We start from the raw sequence: 13,614 nt of genomic DNA on the forward strand, positions 1-13,614 counted from the left end.
ACTTTCGAGCGCAGCTTTCAGTGCTGCATCAGGTTATTGGTCAAAAGCCTCCGTCAGATTCTCGTTGTGCCTCCTTTTAAGCTGCTAAATCTCCGTTCTGTAAGGGTTTTCCTTTAATCCGCGCCTTGACGGTGTGGTGGGCGCATTCCTATAGTGTGCGCAAGTGGCGGAAAGTGGCATGAAGTGGGTTTTTTGAGCTCAAAACGATAAAAATTGGAGAAACGCAGACGTGTTTCGCGGAGCTAACGCTATCAGTCTCGATGCAAAGGGCCGTCTCGCCATGCCGAGCCGGTACCGTGACGAGCTCGATTCGCGCAGTTCCGGCCAATTGATCGTGACCATTGATGCCGTAGATCCATGTTTATGTGTCTATCCGCTCGACGAGTGGGAAATCATTGAAACCAAGTTGCGCGCGCTCCCTTCGCTTCGCGAAGAGAACCGTCGCCTGCAACGTTTGCTGATTGGTAATGCCGTCGACCTCGAACTCGATGGCAGTGGTCGTTTTCTGGTTCCACCGCGTCTGCGCGAGTACGCCAAGCTCGATAAGCGGGCAATGCTGGTGGGCCAACTGAACAAGTTCCAACTGTGGGACGAGGATGCATGGAACGCGGTGTCTGCCGCTGACCTTGCTGCTATTCAACAACCGGGCGCGATGCCTGATGAACTGCGTGATTTGATCCTGTGACTATTGATAGCGGCTTTAACCACATCACCGTACTGCTTGACGAAGCCGTCGAGGCTCTCGCCGTACGTCCTGATGGCTGCTATCTGGACGGCACGTTCGGGCGCGGCGGGCACAGCCGGTTGATCCTGAGCCAGCTCGGCACGGACGGTCGGCTCATCGGATTCGACAAGGACCCTCAAGCGATTGCCACCGGGCAAACGCTAGCGGCCGAAGACGGCCGCTTTGTCGTTGTGCAGCGCAGCTTTGCCGAGCTCGGTTCGGTGGTTGCCGAGCAGGGTCTGGCCGGCAAGGTCAGCGGCATTCTGCTCGACCTCGGCGTATCGTCGCCGCAGCTGGACGATGCCGAGCGCGGTTTCAGTTTCCTCAACGACGGCCCGCTGGACATGCGCATGGACCCGTCCCGTGGCATCAGCGCGGCCGAGTTCGTCAACACCGCGCCGGCTGAAGAAATCGCCCGGGTGTTCAAGGAATACGGCGAAGAACGTTTTTCCGGGCGCATGGCCCGTGCCGTGGTCGAGCGTCGCGATATCAAGCCATTCGAGCGTACCGCCGATCTGGCTGAAGTGCTGAAAGTTGCCAACCCGGCGTGGGAAAAGGGCAAGAATCCGGCCACCCGCGCTTTCCAGGGTTTGCGCATTCACGTCAACAACGAACTCGGTGATCTGGAAGCCGGCCTCGAAGCCGCTCTGGATGCGCTGGAAGTCGGCGGTCGTCTGGTGGTGATCAGCTTCCATTCGCTGGAAGACCGCATCGTCAAACTGTTCATGCGCAAACTGGTCAAGGGCGAGGCCGATAACCTGCCGCGCAACCTGCCAGTGCGCCACGTTGCCTTCGAACCGAAAATCAAAATTCACGGCAAAGCGCAGACGGCCTCCGACGCCGAACTCAAAGCCAACCCACGTTCCCGTAGTGCGGTCATGCGTGTCGCGGAGAAGTTGCGGTGAGCAAGCTTTTCGCCAAGCCATTGCCTGGCGGCAGCTTTCTGATGCTGCTGCTGTTTATCGGCGTGCTTTTTTCGGCGATCGCCGTGTCGTACAGCGCGCACTGGAACCGTCAGTTGCTCAACACCCTTTATAACGAACTCAGTGTGCGCGACAAGGCGCAGGCCGAGTGGGGCCGGCTGATTCTCGAGCAGAGCACCTGGACCGCGCACAGCCGCATCGAAGTGCTGGCCACCGAACAACTGAAAATGCACATTCCCGGCGCGGCTGACGTGAAGATGGTGGCGCCATGATGAAACTCGAAGGCGCACTGTTCCCATGGCGCTTCCGCCTGATGGTGGCGCTGCTGGGCCTGATGGTTGCGGCGATCTGCTGGCGGATCATCGACCTGCAAGTGGTCGACCGTGACTTCCTCAAGGGGCAGGGCGACGCGCGCAGTCTGCGGCACATCCCGATTCCGGCGCACCGTGGTCTGATCACCGACCGTAATGGCGAGCCTCTGGCCGTGAGTACTCCGGTGACTACGCTGTGGGCCAACGCCAAGGAAATGCAGTCGGCCAAAGAGAAGTGGCCGGCACTCGCTGCCGCGCTGGGTCAGGACCCGAAAGCCCTGGCTGAACGTCTCGAAGCCCAGGCCAACAAAGAATTCATTTATCTGGTGCGCGGCTTGACCCCCGAGCAAGGCCAGGCTGTGCTTGACCTGAAAGTGCCGGGCGTTTACGGCATCGAAGAATTCCGCCGGTTCTACCCGGCCGGCGAAGTCACCGCGCACATGGTTGGCTTTACCGATATCGACGATCACGGTCGCGAAGGTGTCGAGTTGGCCTATGACGAATGGCTGGCCGGGGTCCCGGGCAAACGACAAGTGATCAAGGATCGCCGCGGGCGGCTGATCAAGGATGTCCAGGTCACCAAAAACGCCAAGGCCGGCAAGCCCTTGGCGTTGTCGATTGACCTGCGTCTGCAATACCTGGCCAACCGCGAGTTGCGCAACGCGATCATCGAGAACGGCGCCAAGGCCGGCAGTCTGGTGATCATGGATGTGAAGACCGGCGAGATTCTCGCCATGGTCAACCAGCCGACCTACAACCCGAACAACCGTCGAAACCTGCAACCGGCGATGATGCGCAACCGCGCGATGATCGACGTGTTCGAACCGGGTTCGACCATGAAAGCCATCTCGATGAGTGCGGCGATCGAAACCGGTCGCTGGAAACCGAGCGACACCGTCGAGGTGTATCCGGGCTCGTTGCAGATCGGCAAATACACCATTAAAGACGTGTCCAAGAGCGAAGGTCCGGTGCTCGACCTGACCGGGATTCTGATCAATTCCAGTAACGTCGGCATGAGCAAGGTCGCCTTCGATATCGGCGGCGAAACGATTTTCCGCCTCGCGCAAAAAGTCGGCCTCGGCCAGGACACCGGCCTGGGCTTCCCCGGCGAACGTGTCGGCAATCTGCCGAATTACCGCGAATGGCGCAAGGCCGAAACTGCAACCTTGTCTTACGGCTACGGTATTTCCGTGACCGCTATCCAGTTGGTGCACGCGTTCTCGGCGCTGGCCAACAACGGTCGTCTGGCGCCGCTGACCCTGATCAAAACCGACAAGATGCCGCAGACCACGCAAGTGCTGCCCGAAGCCGTGGCAAAAACCATGCAGGGCATGTTGCAGCAAGTGATCGAAGCGCCGCGCGGCGTGTTCCGTGCACAAGTGCCGGCTTATCACGTCGGCGGCAAGTCGGGTACGGCGCGTAAGACCTCGGTCGGCACCAAAGGCTACGCCGAAAACTCCTACCGCTCGCTGTTCGCCGGCTTCGGCCCGATGAGCGATCCGCGTTATGCAATCGTGGTGGTGATCGACGAGCCGACCAAGGCCGGCTACTTCGGTGGTCTGGTCTCGGCGCCGGTGTTCAGCCGTGTGATGTCCGGCACCCTGCGCCTGATGAACGTGACCCCGGATAACCTGCCGACCACGCAACAGGCCAACGCCACCCCGGTCATTCCGCTGAAAGCCAATGGAGGGCGCGGCTGATGTCATTGAGTCTGAACAAGATATTCCCCCACGCCGGCCACGATCTGTTGATCCGTGAATTGGCGCTGGACAGCCGCAACGTGCGCGCCGGCGATCTGTTTCTCGCCGTGCCCGGCGGCAAATTCGACGGCCGTGCGCACATCGCCGATGCCCTGCAACGCGGCGCCGCAGCCGTGGCGTATGAAGTGGAAGGCGCCACCGTGCTGCCGATCACCGATGTGCCGCTGATTCCGGTCAAAGGTCTGGCGGCGCAGCTGTCGGACATCGCCGGGCGCTTTTATGGCGAGCCGAGCCATCACCTGAATCTGATTGGCGTGACCGGCACCAACGGCAAGACCAGCGTGACCCAGCTGGTTGCGCAGGCACTGGATCTGCTCGGCCAGCATTGTGGCATCGTCGGCACCTTGGGTTCCGGCTTCTATGGCGCGCTGGAAAGCGGTCTGCACACCACGCCGAATCCGATCGCCGTGCAGGCAACCCTGGGCGATCTGAAAAAGTCCGGTGCCAAAGCCGTGGCCATGGAAGTGTCCTCCCATGGTCTGGATCAGGGCCGGGTGACCGCGCTGGCGTTTGACGTGGCGGTGATGACCAATCTGTCCCGCGATCATCTGGATTATCACGGCACCATGCAGGCGTACGCCGAGGCCAAGGCCAGGCTGTTTGCCTGGAATGACCTGAAATGCCGCGTGGTCAACCTCGATGATGATTTCGGCCGGCAACTGGCTGCTGAAAAACGCGAGTCGCGCCTGATCACTTACAGCCTGCTCGACAGCAGCGCTTACCTGTTTTGCCGCGAAGCGCAATTCGACGATCACGGCGTGCGCGCCACGCTGGTCACGCCGCAGGGCGAACATCACCTGCGCAGCACACTACTCGGGCGTTTCAACCTGAGCAACGTACTGGCGGCCGTCGGCGCCTTGCTCGGTCTGGATTACGCCCTCGACGAAATTCTCAAAGTGCTGCCGAAGCTCGAAGGCCCGGCCGGGCGCATGCAGCGTCTGGGTGGCGGCACACAACCGCTGGTGGTGGTCGATTACGCCCACACCCCGGATGCGCTGGAAAAAGTTCTGAGCGCCCTGCGCCCGCACGTCAAAGGTCAGTTGCTGTGCCTGTTCGGCTGCGGCGGTGATCGCGATCGCGGCAAGCGTCCGTTGATGGCCGAAGTGGTCGAGCGCTTGGCGGACAAAGTATTGGTCACAGACGACAACCCGCGCACCGAAGACCCGGCGGTGATCTTTGATGACATCCGCGCCGGGTTCACTGCTGTGGATAAAGTCACCTTCGTCGCCGGCCGTGGTCAGGCGATTGCGCAATTGATTGCCGGTGCGACGGCTGACGACGTGATTGTCCTGGCTGGTAAAGGCCACGAGGACTATCAGGAAATCAACGGCGTGCGCCATGCCTTCTCCGATCTGGTCGAGGCCGATCATGCCCTGACCGCGTGGGAGGTGGCCCATGCTTAAGGCCCTGACACTCAGCGAACTGACCAACGCCCTCGACGCCCGTCTGATTGGCAGCGATGCCAGCTTCAATGGCGTCAGCATCGACAGCCGCGCGATCCAGCCGGGTCAGCTTTTTGTCGCGCTGACCGGACCGCGTTTCGACGGTCATGATTATCTGAACGATGTCGCTGGCAAAGGCGCCGTTGCTGCACTGGTCGAGCGTGAAGTCGCCGACAGCGCGCTGCCGCAATTGCTGGTCAAGGACAGCCGTCAGGCGCTGGGCCAGTTGGGCGCCTTGAACCGTGCCGCTTTTACGCAGCCAGTGGCAGCGGTGACCGGTTCCAGCGGCAAGACCACGGTCAAGGAAATGCTCGCGAGCATCCTGCGCACTCGCGGTCCGGTGCTGGCCACTCGTGGCAATCTGAACAATGACCTCGGCGCGCCGCTGACCTTGCTCGAACTGGCCCCGGAGCACACTTCGGCGGTGATCGAACTGGGTGCCTCGCGTCTCGGCGAAATCGCCTACACCGTGGGCCTGACCAAGCCGCACGTCGCGATCCTCAATAACGCCGGTACCGCCCACGTTGGCGAGTTTGGCGGGCCGGAAAAAATCGTCGAAGCCAAAGGCGAAATCATCGACGGCCTCGCCGCTGATGGCATCGCCGTGCTCAACCTCGATGACAAGGCCTTCGGTATCTGGCAGACCCGTGCAGGCGCTCGCAAAGTGTTGACCTTCGCTCTGAGCAATATTCAGGCGGATTTCTACGCCAGCGACTTGAGCACCGATGCCCGCGGTTGCCCGGCGTTCAATCTGCACACGCCGCAAGGTAGCGAGCGAGTGCAGCTGAACCTGCTCGGCACCCATAACGTCGCCAATGCCATGGCCGCCGCCGCTGCCGCTCACGCCCTGGGCGTGTCGCTGTTCGGCATCGCCACCGGACTTGGCGCGGTGCAACCGGTCAAGGGCCGCACCGTCGCGCAACTGGCGAAAAACGGCATGCGCGTGATCGACGACACTTACAACGCAAACCCCACCTCGATGTGCGCCGCCGTTGATATACTCGCCGGCTTTTCCGGCCGCACCGTCCTGGTGCTCGGGGATATCGGCGAGTTGGGCGAGTGGGCGGAGCAGGGGCACCGCGACGTGGGCGAGTACGCCCGAGGCAAGGTTTCCGCGCTTTACGCTGTCGGGCCGAACATGGTCCACGCCGTGAACGCTTTCGGTGAACAGGCGCATCACTTCGGCACGCAGGCCGAACTGATCCAGGCCCTCGACGCCGAGCAGGACACAAACACCACCATTTTGATCAAGGGTTCGCGCAGTGCAGCGATGGAAAACATCGTTGCGGCTTTGTGCGGGTCCAGTCTGGAGAAACATTAATGCTGCTGCTGCTAGCGGAGTATCTGCAACAGTTCTACAAAGGCTTCGCGGTCTTTCAGTACCTGACCCTGCGCGGGATTCTCGGTGTGCTGACCGCGCTGGTCTTGTCGCTGTGCTATGGCCCGTGGATGATCCGTACCCTGCAGAACCGTCAGATCGGCCAGTCCGTGCGCAACGACGGCCCGCAATCGCACCTGTCCAAATCCGGTACGCCGACCATGGGCGGCGCGTTGATCCTGTCTTCGATTGGCGTCAGCACCTTGCTCTGGGCCGACCTCAGCAACCGTTATGTCTGGGTGGTGTTGCTGGTGACCCTGCTGTTCGGCGCCATCGGCTGGGTCGACGATTACCGCAAGGTCATCGAGAAGAACTCGCGTGGCCTGCCGAGCCGCTGGAAATATTTCTGGCAATCGGTGTTCGGTCTCGGTGCGGCGATCTTCCTTTATATGACCGCGTCCACCCCGGTGGAAACCACGCTGATCCTGCCGATGCTCAAGGACTACAGCATTCCGCTGGGCGCAGGTTTCATCGTGCTGACCTATTTCGTGATCGTCGGCTCGAGCAACGCGGTCAACCTGACTGACGGCCTCGACGGTCTGGCGATCATGCCGACGGTGATGGTCGGCGGCGGTCTGGGGATTTTCTGCTACCTGTCGGGTAACGTGAAATTCGCTGAATACCTGCTGATCCCTTACGTGCCGGGCGCGGGCGAACTGATCGTGTTCTGCGGTGCGCTGATCGGCGCCGGCCTCGGCTTCCTGTGGTTCAACACCTATCCGGCGCAAGTGTTCATGGGCGACGTTGGCGCCCTGGCACTCGGCGCGGCACTGGGCACCATTGCGGTAATCGTCCGTCAGGAAATCGTCCTGTTCATCATGGGCGGCGTGTTCGTGATGGAAACCCTGTCAGTGGTCATTCAGGTTGCGTCCTTTAAGCTCACCGGTCGCCGTGTGTTCCGCATGGCACCGATCCATCACCATTTTGAACTCAAGGGCTGGCCCGAGCCGCGCGTGATCGTCCGTTTCTGGATCATCACCGTGATTCTCGTGCTGATTGGCCTTGCCACCCTGAAGCTGAGGTAGAACGAGTGTCTCTGATCGCTTCTGACCACTTCCGCATCGTTGTCGGCCTCGGCAAGAGCGGCATGTCCCTGGTTCGCTTCCTGGCGAACCGGGGCGTGGCGTTTGCCGTCGCCGACACGCGGGACAATCCACCGGAACTGGCCACGCTCAAGCGTGACTATCCGCACGTGGAAGTGCGTTGTGGCGAGCTGGACGTGGAATTCCTCTGCCGTGCCGACGAGCTCTACGTGAGCCCCGGCCTGGCGCTGGCGACTCCGGCCCTGCAAGCCGCTGCGGCGCGTGGCGTGAAAATGTCCGGCGACATCGAGTTGTTCGCGCGTAACGCGCGTTCGCCGATCGTCGCGATCACCGGTTCCAATGCGAAAAGCACCGTCACCACACTGGTCGGCGAGATGGCCGCTGCGGCCGGCAAACGCGTCGCCGTCGGGGGCAACCTCGGCACGCCGGCGCTGGATCTGCTCAGCGACGACATCGAGCTGTACGTGATGGAGCTGTCGAGTTTCCAACTCGAAACCACCGACCAGCTCAACGCTGAAGTCGCCACCGTACTGAACATCAGCGAAGACCACATGGATCGCTACAGCGGTCTGCCGGCGTATCACCTGGCCAAGCACCGGATCTTCCGGGGCGCGAAGCAGTTCGTGGTCAACCGTCAGGATGCGCTGAGCCGTCCGTTGATCGGCGAGGGCCAGCCGTGCTGGACCTTCGGTCTGAACAAGCCGGACTTCAAGGCGTTCGGTCTGCGGGAAGAGGGCGGGGAGAAATACCTGGCGTTCGAATTCCAGAATCTGCTGCCGGTGCGTGAACTGAAAGTGCGCGGCGCGCATAACCAGTCCAACGCCCTTGCGGCGCTGGCGCTCGGTCATGCGGTCGGTCTGCCGTTCGACGCCATGCTGTCGGCCCTGCGCAACTTCACCGGCCTCGAACATCGTTGCCAGTGGGTGCGTGACCTGGATGGCGTTGCCTACTACAACGATTCCAAAGCCACCAACGTCGGCGCCGCACTGGCCGCGATTGAAGGTCTGGGCGCGGACATCGAAGGCAAGGTCATCCTGATCGCTGGCGGCGATGGCAAGGGTGCCGAGTTCAATGACCTGCGTGATCCGGTGGCGGCCAACTGCCGCGCCGTGGTCCTGATGGGCCGCGACTCGGACAAGATCGGCGAAGCGCTCGGCGATGCCGTGCCCTTGATCCGCGCGACCTCGCTGGTCGATGCCGTCGCGCAATGCCGCGCCGCCGCGCAACCGGGCGATGTGGTGCTGCTGTCGCCAGCCTGCGCCAGTTTCGACATGTTCAAAAATTACGAAGACCGTGGTCACCAGTTCGTCCGCGCTGTGGAGGAACTGGCATGAACCTGAGAAATATCATCAAACCGTACCCATCGCCGTTGATCACCGGGCGTGGCATCGACCTCGATTTCCCGATGCTCGCCGGGTGCCTGGCGCTGCTCGGGCTCGGTTTGATCATGATTGCTTCGGCGTCCACCGAAGTGGCGGCGGCGCAGTCGGGCAGTCCGCTGTATTACATGATTCGCCACCTTATTTATGTGGTGCTGGGCCTGGGCGCGTGCATCGTCACCATGATGATCCCGATCGCCACCTGGCAACGCCTCGGCTGGATGATGCTGATCGGCGCGTTCGGTTTGCTGGTGATGGTGATCATCCCCGGCATCGGCCGCGAAGTGAACGGTTCGATGCGCTGGATCGGTTTCAGCTTCTTCAACGTGCAGCCCTCGGAAATCGCCAAGGTGTTTGTGGTGATCTACCTCGCCGGTTATCTGGTGCGTCGCCAGAAAGAAGTGCGCGAGAGCTGGATGGGCTTTTTCAAGCCGTTCATCGTGCTGCTGCCGATGGCCGGTCTGCTGCTGATGGAACCGGACTTCGGCGCCACCGTAGTGATGATGGGCGCGGCGGCGGCGATGCTGTTTTTGGGCGGGGTCGGGTTGTTCCGCTTCTCGCTGATGGTGGTGCTGGCAGTCGGGGCCGTGGTCTTGCTGATTCAGATGCAGCCCTACCGGATGGCGCGTCTGACCAACTTCGCCGACCCGTGGGCTGACCAGTTCGGCGCCGGTTATCAGCTCTCGCAAGCATTGATCGCATTCGGTCGCGGTGAGTGGCTGGGCGTAGGCCTGGGCAACAGCGTGCAGAAACAGTTCTACCTGCCGGAAGCACACACCGACTTCGTGTTCTCGGTACTCGCCGAAGAACTCGGCGCGGTCGGTTCGCTGTGCACCGTCGCGCTGTTCGTATTCGTGTGTGTTCGCGGCATGTACATCGGCTTGTGGGCCGAGAAGGCCAAGCAGTTCTTCGCCGCTTATGTGGCTTACGGTCTGTCGTTCCTGTGGATTGGTCAGTTCCTTATCAACATCGGTGTGAACGTCGGCCTGCTGCCGACCAAGGGTCTGACCTTGCCGTTCCTCAGCTATGGCGGCAGTTCGCTGGTGATCTGCTGCGCCTGTCTGGGCTTGTTGCTGCGCATCGAATGGGAGAGTCGAACCCACCTGGGCAGCGAAGAGATGGAATTCCATGAAAGCGACTTCGCCGAGGAGCCGACTCATGGGCGCTAACGTATTGATCATGGCCGGCGGTACCGGCGGCCACGTGTTCCCGGCGCTGGCCTGTGCCCGCGAGTTTCAGGCGCGCGGCTACACCGTGCACTGGCTCGGCACGCCACGCGGCATCGAAAACGAACTGGTCCCGGCGGCCGGTCTTGAGTTGCACCGGATCAACGCCAGCGGCCTGCGCGGCAAGGGCAAGCTGTCGCTGCTCAAGGCACCGTTGATGTTGCTGAAATCGGTGTGGCAGGCGCGGGCGATCATGCGTCGCCTGAAGCCGGTGTGTGTGGTCGGCTTCGGTGGTTATGTGACCGGCCCCGGCGGCCTCGCCGCGAAACTGGCCGGGGTGCCGGTGATCGTTCACGAGCAGAACGCCGTGGCCGGCACCGCCAATCGGTTGCTGGTGCCGTTCGCCGCCCGAGTGTGTGAAGCGTTCCCCGACACCTTTACTCTGTCGGACAGCCGCCGTACCACCGGTAATCCGGTGCGCAGCGAGCTATTCCTCGATACCTCGCGTCCGGCGCTGGCCGGACGCAAAGCGCGTTTGCTGATCCTCGGCGGAAGCCTGGGCGCAGAACCGTTGAACAAATTGCTGCCTGAAGCCCTGGCCCAAGTCGCTGCCGACCTGCGCCCGGAAGTGTTTCATCAGGCCGGCAAGAATCACGATGCAGTGACTGCCGAGCGTTACCACGCCGTGGGTGTGGAAGCGCAGGTGCAGCCGTTCATCAAAGACATGGCTCAAGCCTATGGCTGGGCTGACCTGGTGGTATGCCGCGCAGGCGCGTTGACCATCAGTGAGCTGGCTGCCGCCGGTCTGCCCTCGATGCTGGTGCCTTTGCCCCACGCGATCGACGATCACCAGACCCGCAACGCCGATTATTTGGCCCGCGAAGGCGCTGCCTTCCTGATGCCGCAAAGAACGACTGGCGCCGCGGATCTTGCCGCGCGCCTGACAGAGGTCTTGATGCAACCGCAACGACTCGAAGCAATGGCCCAAGCGGCCCGCCGTCTGGCCAAACCCGATGCCACCCGTAGCGTGGTCGATACCTGTCTGGAGGTGGCCCATGGTTGAGAATCAGAAAGCCATGCCACAACCGGAAATGCGCCGCATCCGCCGTATCCACTTCGTCGGTATCGGCGGCGTGGGCATGTGCGGTATCGCCGAAGTGTTGTTGAACCTGGGCTATCAAGTCTCCGGTTCCGACCTGAAAGCCTCACCGGTCACCGAGCGCCTGGAATCCTTCGGCGCGCAGATTTTCATTGGTCACCGTGCCGAGAACGCTGCGGCCGCTGATGTGCTGGTAGTGTCGAGCGCGGTGAACACCTCCAACCCGGAAGTGGCGACTGCGCTTGAGCGTCGTATCCCGGTGGTGCCGCGTGCGGAAATGCTCGCCGAGCTGATGCGCTATCGCCACGGCATCGCCGTCGCCGGTACCCACGGCAAAACCACGACGACCAGCCTGATCGCTTCGGTGTTTGCTGCCGGTGGCCTCGATCCGACCTTCGTGATCGGTGGTCGTCTGAACGCGGCGGGCACCAATGCCCAGCTCGGCACCAGCCGTTACCTGATCGCCGAAGCCGACGAGAGCGATGCGAGCTTCCTGCATCTGCAACCGCTGGTGGCCGTGGTCACCAACATCGACGCCGACCATATGGCGACCTATGACGGCGACTTCAACAAACTGAAGAAAACCTTCGTCGAGTTCCTCCACAACCTGCCGTTCTATGGGCTGGCGGTGATGTGCCTGGACGATCCGGTGGTGCGCGAAATCCTGCCGCTGGTCAAACGTCCGACCGTGACCTACGGCTTCAGCGAAGACGCCGACGTGCGCGCGATCAATGTGCGCCAGCAAGGCATGCAGACCTTCTTCACCGTGCTGCGCCCGGATCGCGAGCCGCTGGAGGTGTCGGTGAACATGCCCGGCAACCACAACGTGCTCAACTCGCTGGCGACCATCTGCATCGCCACCGACGAGGGCGTCAGCGATGAAGCCATCGTTCAGGGCCTCTCGGGTTTCCAGGGCGTGGGTCGACGTTTCCAGGTCTACGGCGAACTGCCGGTCGACGGCGGCAACGTGATGCTGGTCGATGACTACGGCCATCACCCGACCGAAGTCGCGGCGGTGATCAAAGCCGTGCGCGGTGGCTGGCCGGAGCGCCGTCTGGTGATGGTCTACCAGCCACACCGTTACAGCCGCACCCGCGATCTGTACGACGACTTCGTCAATGTACTGGCCGACGCCAACGTGCTGCTGCTGATGGAAGTCTATCCGGCCGGCGAAGAGCCGATCCCCGGTGCCGACAGCCGCAAGCTGTGCAACAGCATCCGTCAGCGCGGCCAGCTCGACCCGATCTACATCGAGCGTGGCGTCGATCTGGCGCCGCTGGTCAAGCCGCTGCTGCGTGCCGGCGACATCCTGCTGTGCCAGGGCGCGGGTGATATCGGCGGTCTCGCGCCGAAGCTGTTGAAAAGTGAATTGTTCGCTGGCGCCGTGGCGGCGTCGGTCGAGGGGAAGTTGAAATGACTGCTGCCTACGCCAAGCTGTTTTCCACCATCGCGCCGAAAGACTTCGGCCGCGTCGCCGTGCTCTTCGGCGGCCTGAGTGCCGAGCGTGAGGTTTCGTTGAAATCCGGTAACGCCGTGCTCGAAGCGCTGCGAAGCGCCGGCGTGGACGCGTTCGGCATCGATGTCGGCGAAGACTTCCTGCAGCGTCTGCTCAACGAAAAGATCGACCGTGCGTTCATCATTCTCCACGGTCGTGGCGGTGAAGACGGCAGCATGCAGGGTTTGCTCGAGTGCGCGGGCATTCCCTACACCGGCAGTGGCATTCTGGCCTCGGCACTGGCCATGGACAAACTGCGCACCAAGCAGGTCTGGCACAGCCTCGGCATTCCGACGCCGCGTCACGCCGTGCTGTGCAGCGAAGCCGATTGTATTTCGGCGGCGACGGAACTGGGCTTCCCTTTGATCGTCAAACCGGCGCATGAAGGTTCAAGTATCGGGATGGCCAAAGTGAGTTCTGCGTCCGAGTTGATCGACGCATGGAAAGCGGCCAGTACCTACGATTCACAAGTGTTGGTCGAGCATTGGATTCAAGGTCCGGAGTTCACCATCGCCACTCTGCGTGACCAGGTGTTGCCTCCTATCGCCCTGGGTACACCGCACTCGTTCTACGACTACGACGCCAAGTACATCGCCAACGATACCCAGTACCGCATTCCGTGCGGGCTGGATGCCGCCAAGGAGCAGGAACTCATGGATCTCACGGCCAAGGCCTGTGAGGCGCTGGGTATTGCCGGTTGGGGCCGGGCGGATGTGATGCAGGATGCCGACGGGCAGTTCTGGTTCCTCGAAGTGAATACCGCACCGGGCATGACCGATCACAGTCTGGTGCCGATGGCGGCGCGTGCCGCCGGTCTGGATTTCCAGCAACTGGTACTGGCCATTCTGGCGGCCAGCGTTGAAGACGCCGGCAATAAAGAGGCGCGAGGTTAAG

At 61.9% G+C, this 13,614-nt stretch carries 12 protein-coding genes; all 12 read left to right on the forward strand.

All coding sequences use genetic code 11. From position 1 onward, the window contains the following. The first annotated feature begins 229 nt into the window (after nt 1-229). From mraZ to J3P93_RS05365, 12 genes are read left to right on the forward strand one after another with little or no spacing between them, the layout of a single operon-like run. A complete protein-coding gene (mraZ, locus tag J3P93_RS05310) occupies nt 230-685 on the forward strand; it encodes a division/cell wall cluster transcriptional repressor MraZ (RefSeq protein WP_007917012.1) in 456 nt (151 codons plus the stop codon). Further along, complete coding sequence (gene rsmH / locus J3P93_RS05315) at nt 682-1,629, forward strand: 16S rRNA (cytosine(1402)-N(4))-methyltransferase RsmH (protein ID WP_418951622.1); 948 nt, start codon at nt 682-684, stop codon at nt 1,627-1,629. The genes mraZ and rsmH overlap by 4 nt, the downstream gene beginning before the upstream one ends. Then, nucleotides 1,626-1,919 carry a cell division protein FtsL gene (gene ftsL / locus J3P93_RS05320; RefSeq protein WP_016773269.1) on the forward strand — a complete coding sequence of 98 codons (294 nt, stop codon included), beginning with the start codon at nt 1,626-1,628 and terminating at the stop codon, nt 1,917-1,919. Before rsmH ends, ftsL begins: the two co-directional genes overlap by 4 nt. Continuing rightward, on the forward strand, nt 1,919-3,658 hold the full coding sequence (locus J3P93_RS05325; RefSeq protein WP_203422138.1) for a peptidoglycan D,D-transpeptidase FtsI family protein: 1,740 nt from the start codon (nt 1,919-1,921) through the stop codon (nt 3,656-3,658). Before ftsL ends, J3P93_RS05325 begins: the two co-directional genes overlap by 1 nt. Continuing rightward, nucleotides 3,658-5,121 (forward strand): UDP-N-acetylmuramoyl-L-alanyl-D-glutamate--2,6-diaminopimelate ligase, encoded by a 1,464-nt coding sequence (locus tag J3P93_RS05330; RefSeq protein WP_434595647.1) that lies wholly within the window; start codon nt 3,658-3,660, stop codon nt 5,119-5,121. Before J3P93_RS05325 ends, J3P93_RS05330 begins: the two co-directional genes overlap by 1 nt. Further along, the gene (locus tag J3P93_RS05335) at nt 5,114-6,481 is read left to right on the forward strand and encodes a UDP-N-acetylmuramoyl-tripeptide--D-alanyl-D-alanine ligase (protein WP_434595649.1); all 1,368 of its coding nucleotides are present in this window, start codon (nt 5,114-5,116) and stop codon (nt 6,479-6,481) included. Before J3P93_RS05330 ends, J3P93_RS05335 begins: the two co-directional genes overlap by 8 nt. Next, on the forward strand, nt 6,481-7,563 hold the full coding sequence (gene mraY, locus J3P93_RS05340; RefSeq protein WP_007956769.1) for a phospho-N-acetylmuramoyl-pentapeptide-transferase: 1,083 nt from the start codon (nt 6,481-6,483) through the stop codon (nt 7,561-7,563). Before J3P93_RS05335 ends, mraY begins: the two co-directional genes overlap by 1 nt. Nucleotides 7,564-7,568: 5 nt before the next feature. Next, nucleotides 7,569-8,915 carry a UDP-N-acetylmuramoyl-L-alanine--D-glutamate ligase gene (murD, locus tag J3P93_RS05345; RefSeq protein WP_434595651.1) on the forward strand — a complete coding sequence of 449 codons (1,347 nt, stop codon included), beginning with the start codon at nt 7,569-7,571 and terminating at the stop codon, nt 8,913-8,915. Next, entirely contained in the window at nt 8,912-10,129 is a 1,218-nt protein-coding gene (gene ftsW, locus J3P93_RS05350; RefSeq protein WP_090286119.1) for a putative lipid II flippase FtsW, read from the forward strand. Before murD ends, ftsW begins: the two co-directional genes overlap by 4 nt. Continuing rightward, nucleotides 10,119-11,189: an undecaprenyldiphospho-muramoylpentapeptide beta-N-acetylglucosaminyltransferase gene (gene murG, locus J3P93_RS05355; protein WP_208939831.1), complete on the forward strand. Its 1,071-nt coding sequence runs from the start codon at nt 10,119-10,121 to the stop codon at nt 11,187-11,189. The genes ftsW and murG overlap by 11 nt, the downstream gene beginning before the upstream one ends. Next, complete coding sequence (murC, locus tag J3P93_RS05360) at nt 11,182-12,642, forward strand: UDP-N-acetylmuramate--L-alanine ligase (protein ID WP_090286114.1); 1,461 nt, start codon at nt 11,182-11,184, stop codon at nt 12,640-12,642. Before murG ends, murC begins: the two co-directional genes overlap by 8 nt. Next, a complete protein-coding gene (locus J3P93_RS05365; protein WP_434595654.1) occupies nt 12,639-13,613 on the forward strand; it encodes a D-alanine--D-alanine ligase in 975 nt (324 codons plus the stop codon). The genes murC and J3P93_RS05365 overlap by 4 nt, the downstream gene beginning before the upstream one ends. Nucleotide 13,614: the final 1 nt, after the last annotated feature.

It is taken from the genome of Pseudomonas sp. R3-57 (assembly GCF_051132065.1).
Lineage (GTDB): Bacteria > Pseudomonadota > Gammaproteobacteria > Pseudomonadales > Pseudomonadaceae > Aquipseudomonas.

Excerpts from the sequence above, each read along its gene's own strand:
- mraY (WP_007956769.1), top strand. The coding sequence starts at position 6,481 with ATGCTGCTGCTGCTAGCGGAGTATCTGCAACAGTTCTACAAAGGCTTC.
- J3P93_RS05335 (WP_434595649.1), top strand. The coding sequence starts at position 5,114 with ATGCTTAAGGCCCTGACACTCAGCGAACTGACCAACGCCCTCGACGCC.
- murC (WP_090286114.1), top strand. The coding sequence starts at position 11,182 with ATGGTTGAGAATCAGAAAGCCATGCCACAACCGGAAATGCGCCGCATC.
- ftsW (WP_090286119.1), top strand. The coding sequence starts at position 8,912 with ATGAACCTGAGAAATATCATCAAACCGTACCCATCGCCGTTGATCACC.
- J3P93_RS05365 (WP_434595654.1), top strand. The coding sequence starts at position 12,639 with ATGACTGCTGCCTACGCCAAGCTGTTTTCCACCATCGCGCCGAAAGAC.
- murG (WP_208939831.1), top strand. The coding sequence starts at position 10,119 with ATGGGCGCTAACGTATTGATCATGGCCGGCGGTACCGGCGGCCACGTG.
- J3P93_RS05330 (WP_434595647.1), top strand. The coding sequence starts at position 3,658 with ATGTCATTGAGTCTGAACAAGATATTCCCCCACGCCGGCCACGATCTG.
- J3P93_RS05325 (WP_203422138.1), top strand. The coding sequence starts at position 1,919 with ATGAAACTCGAAGGCGCACTGTTCCCATGGCGCTTCCGCCTGATGGTG.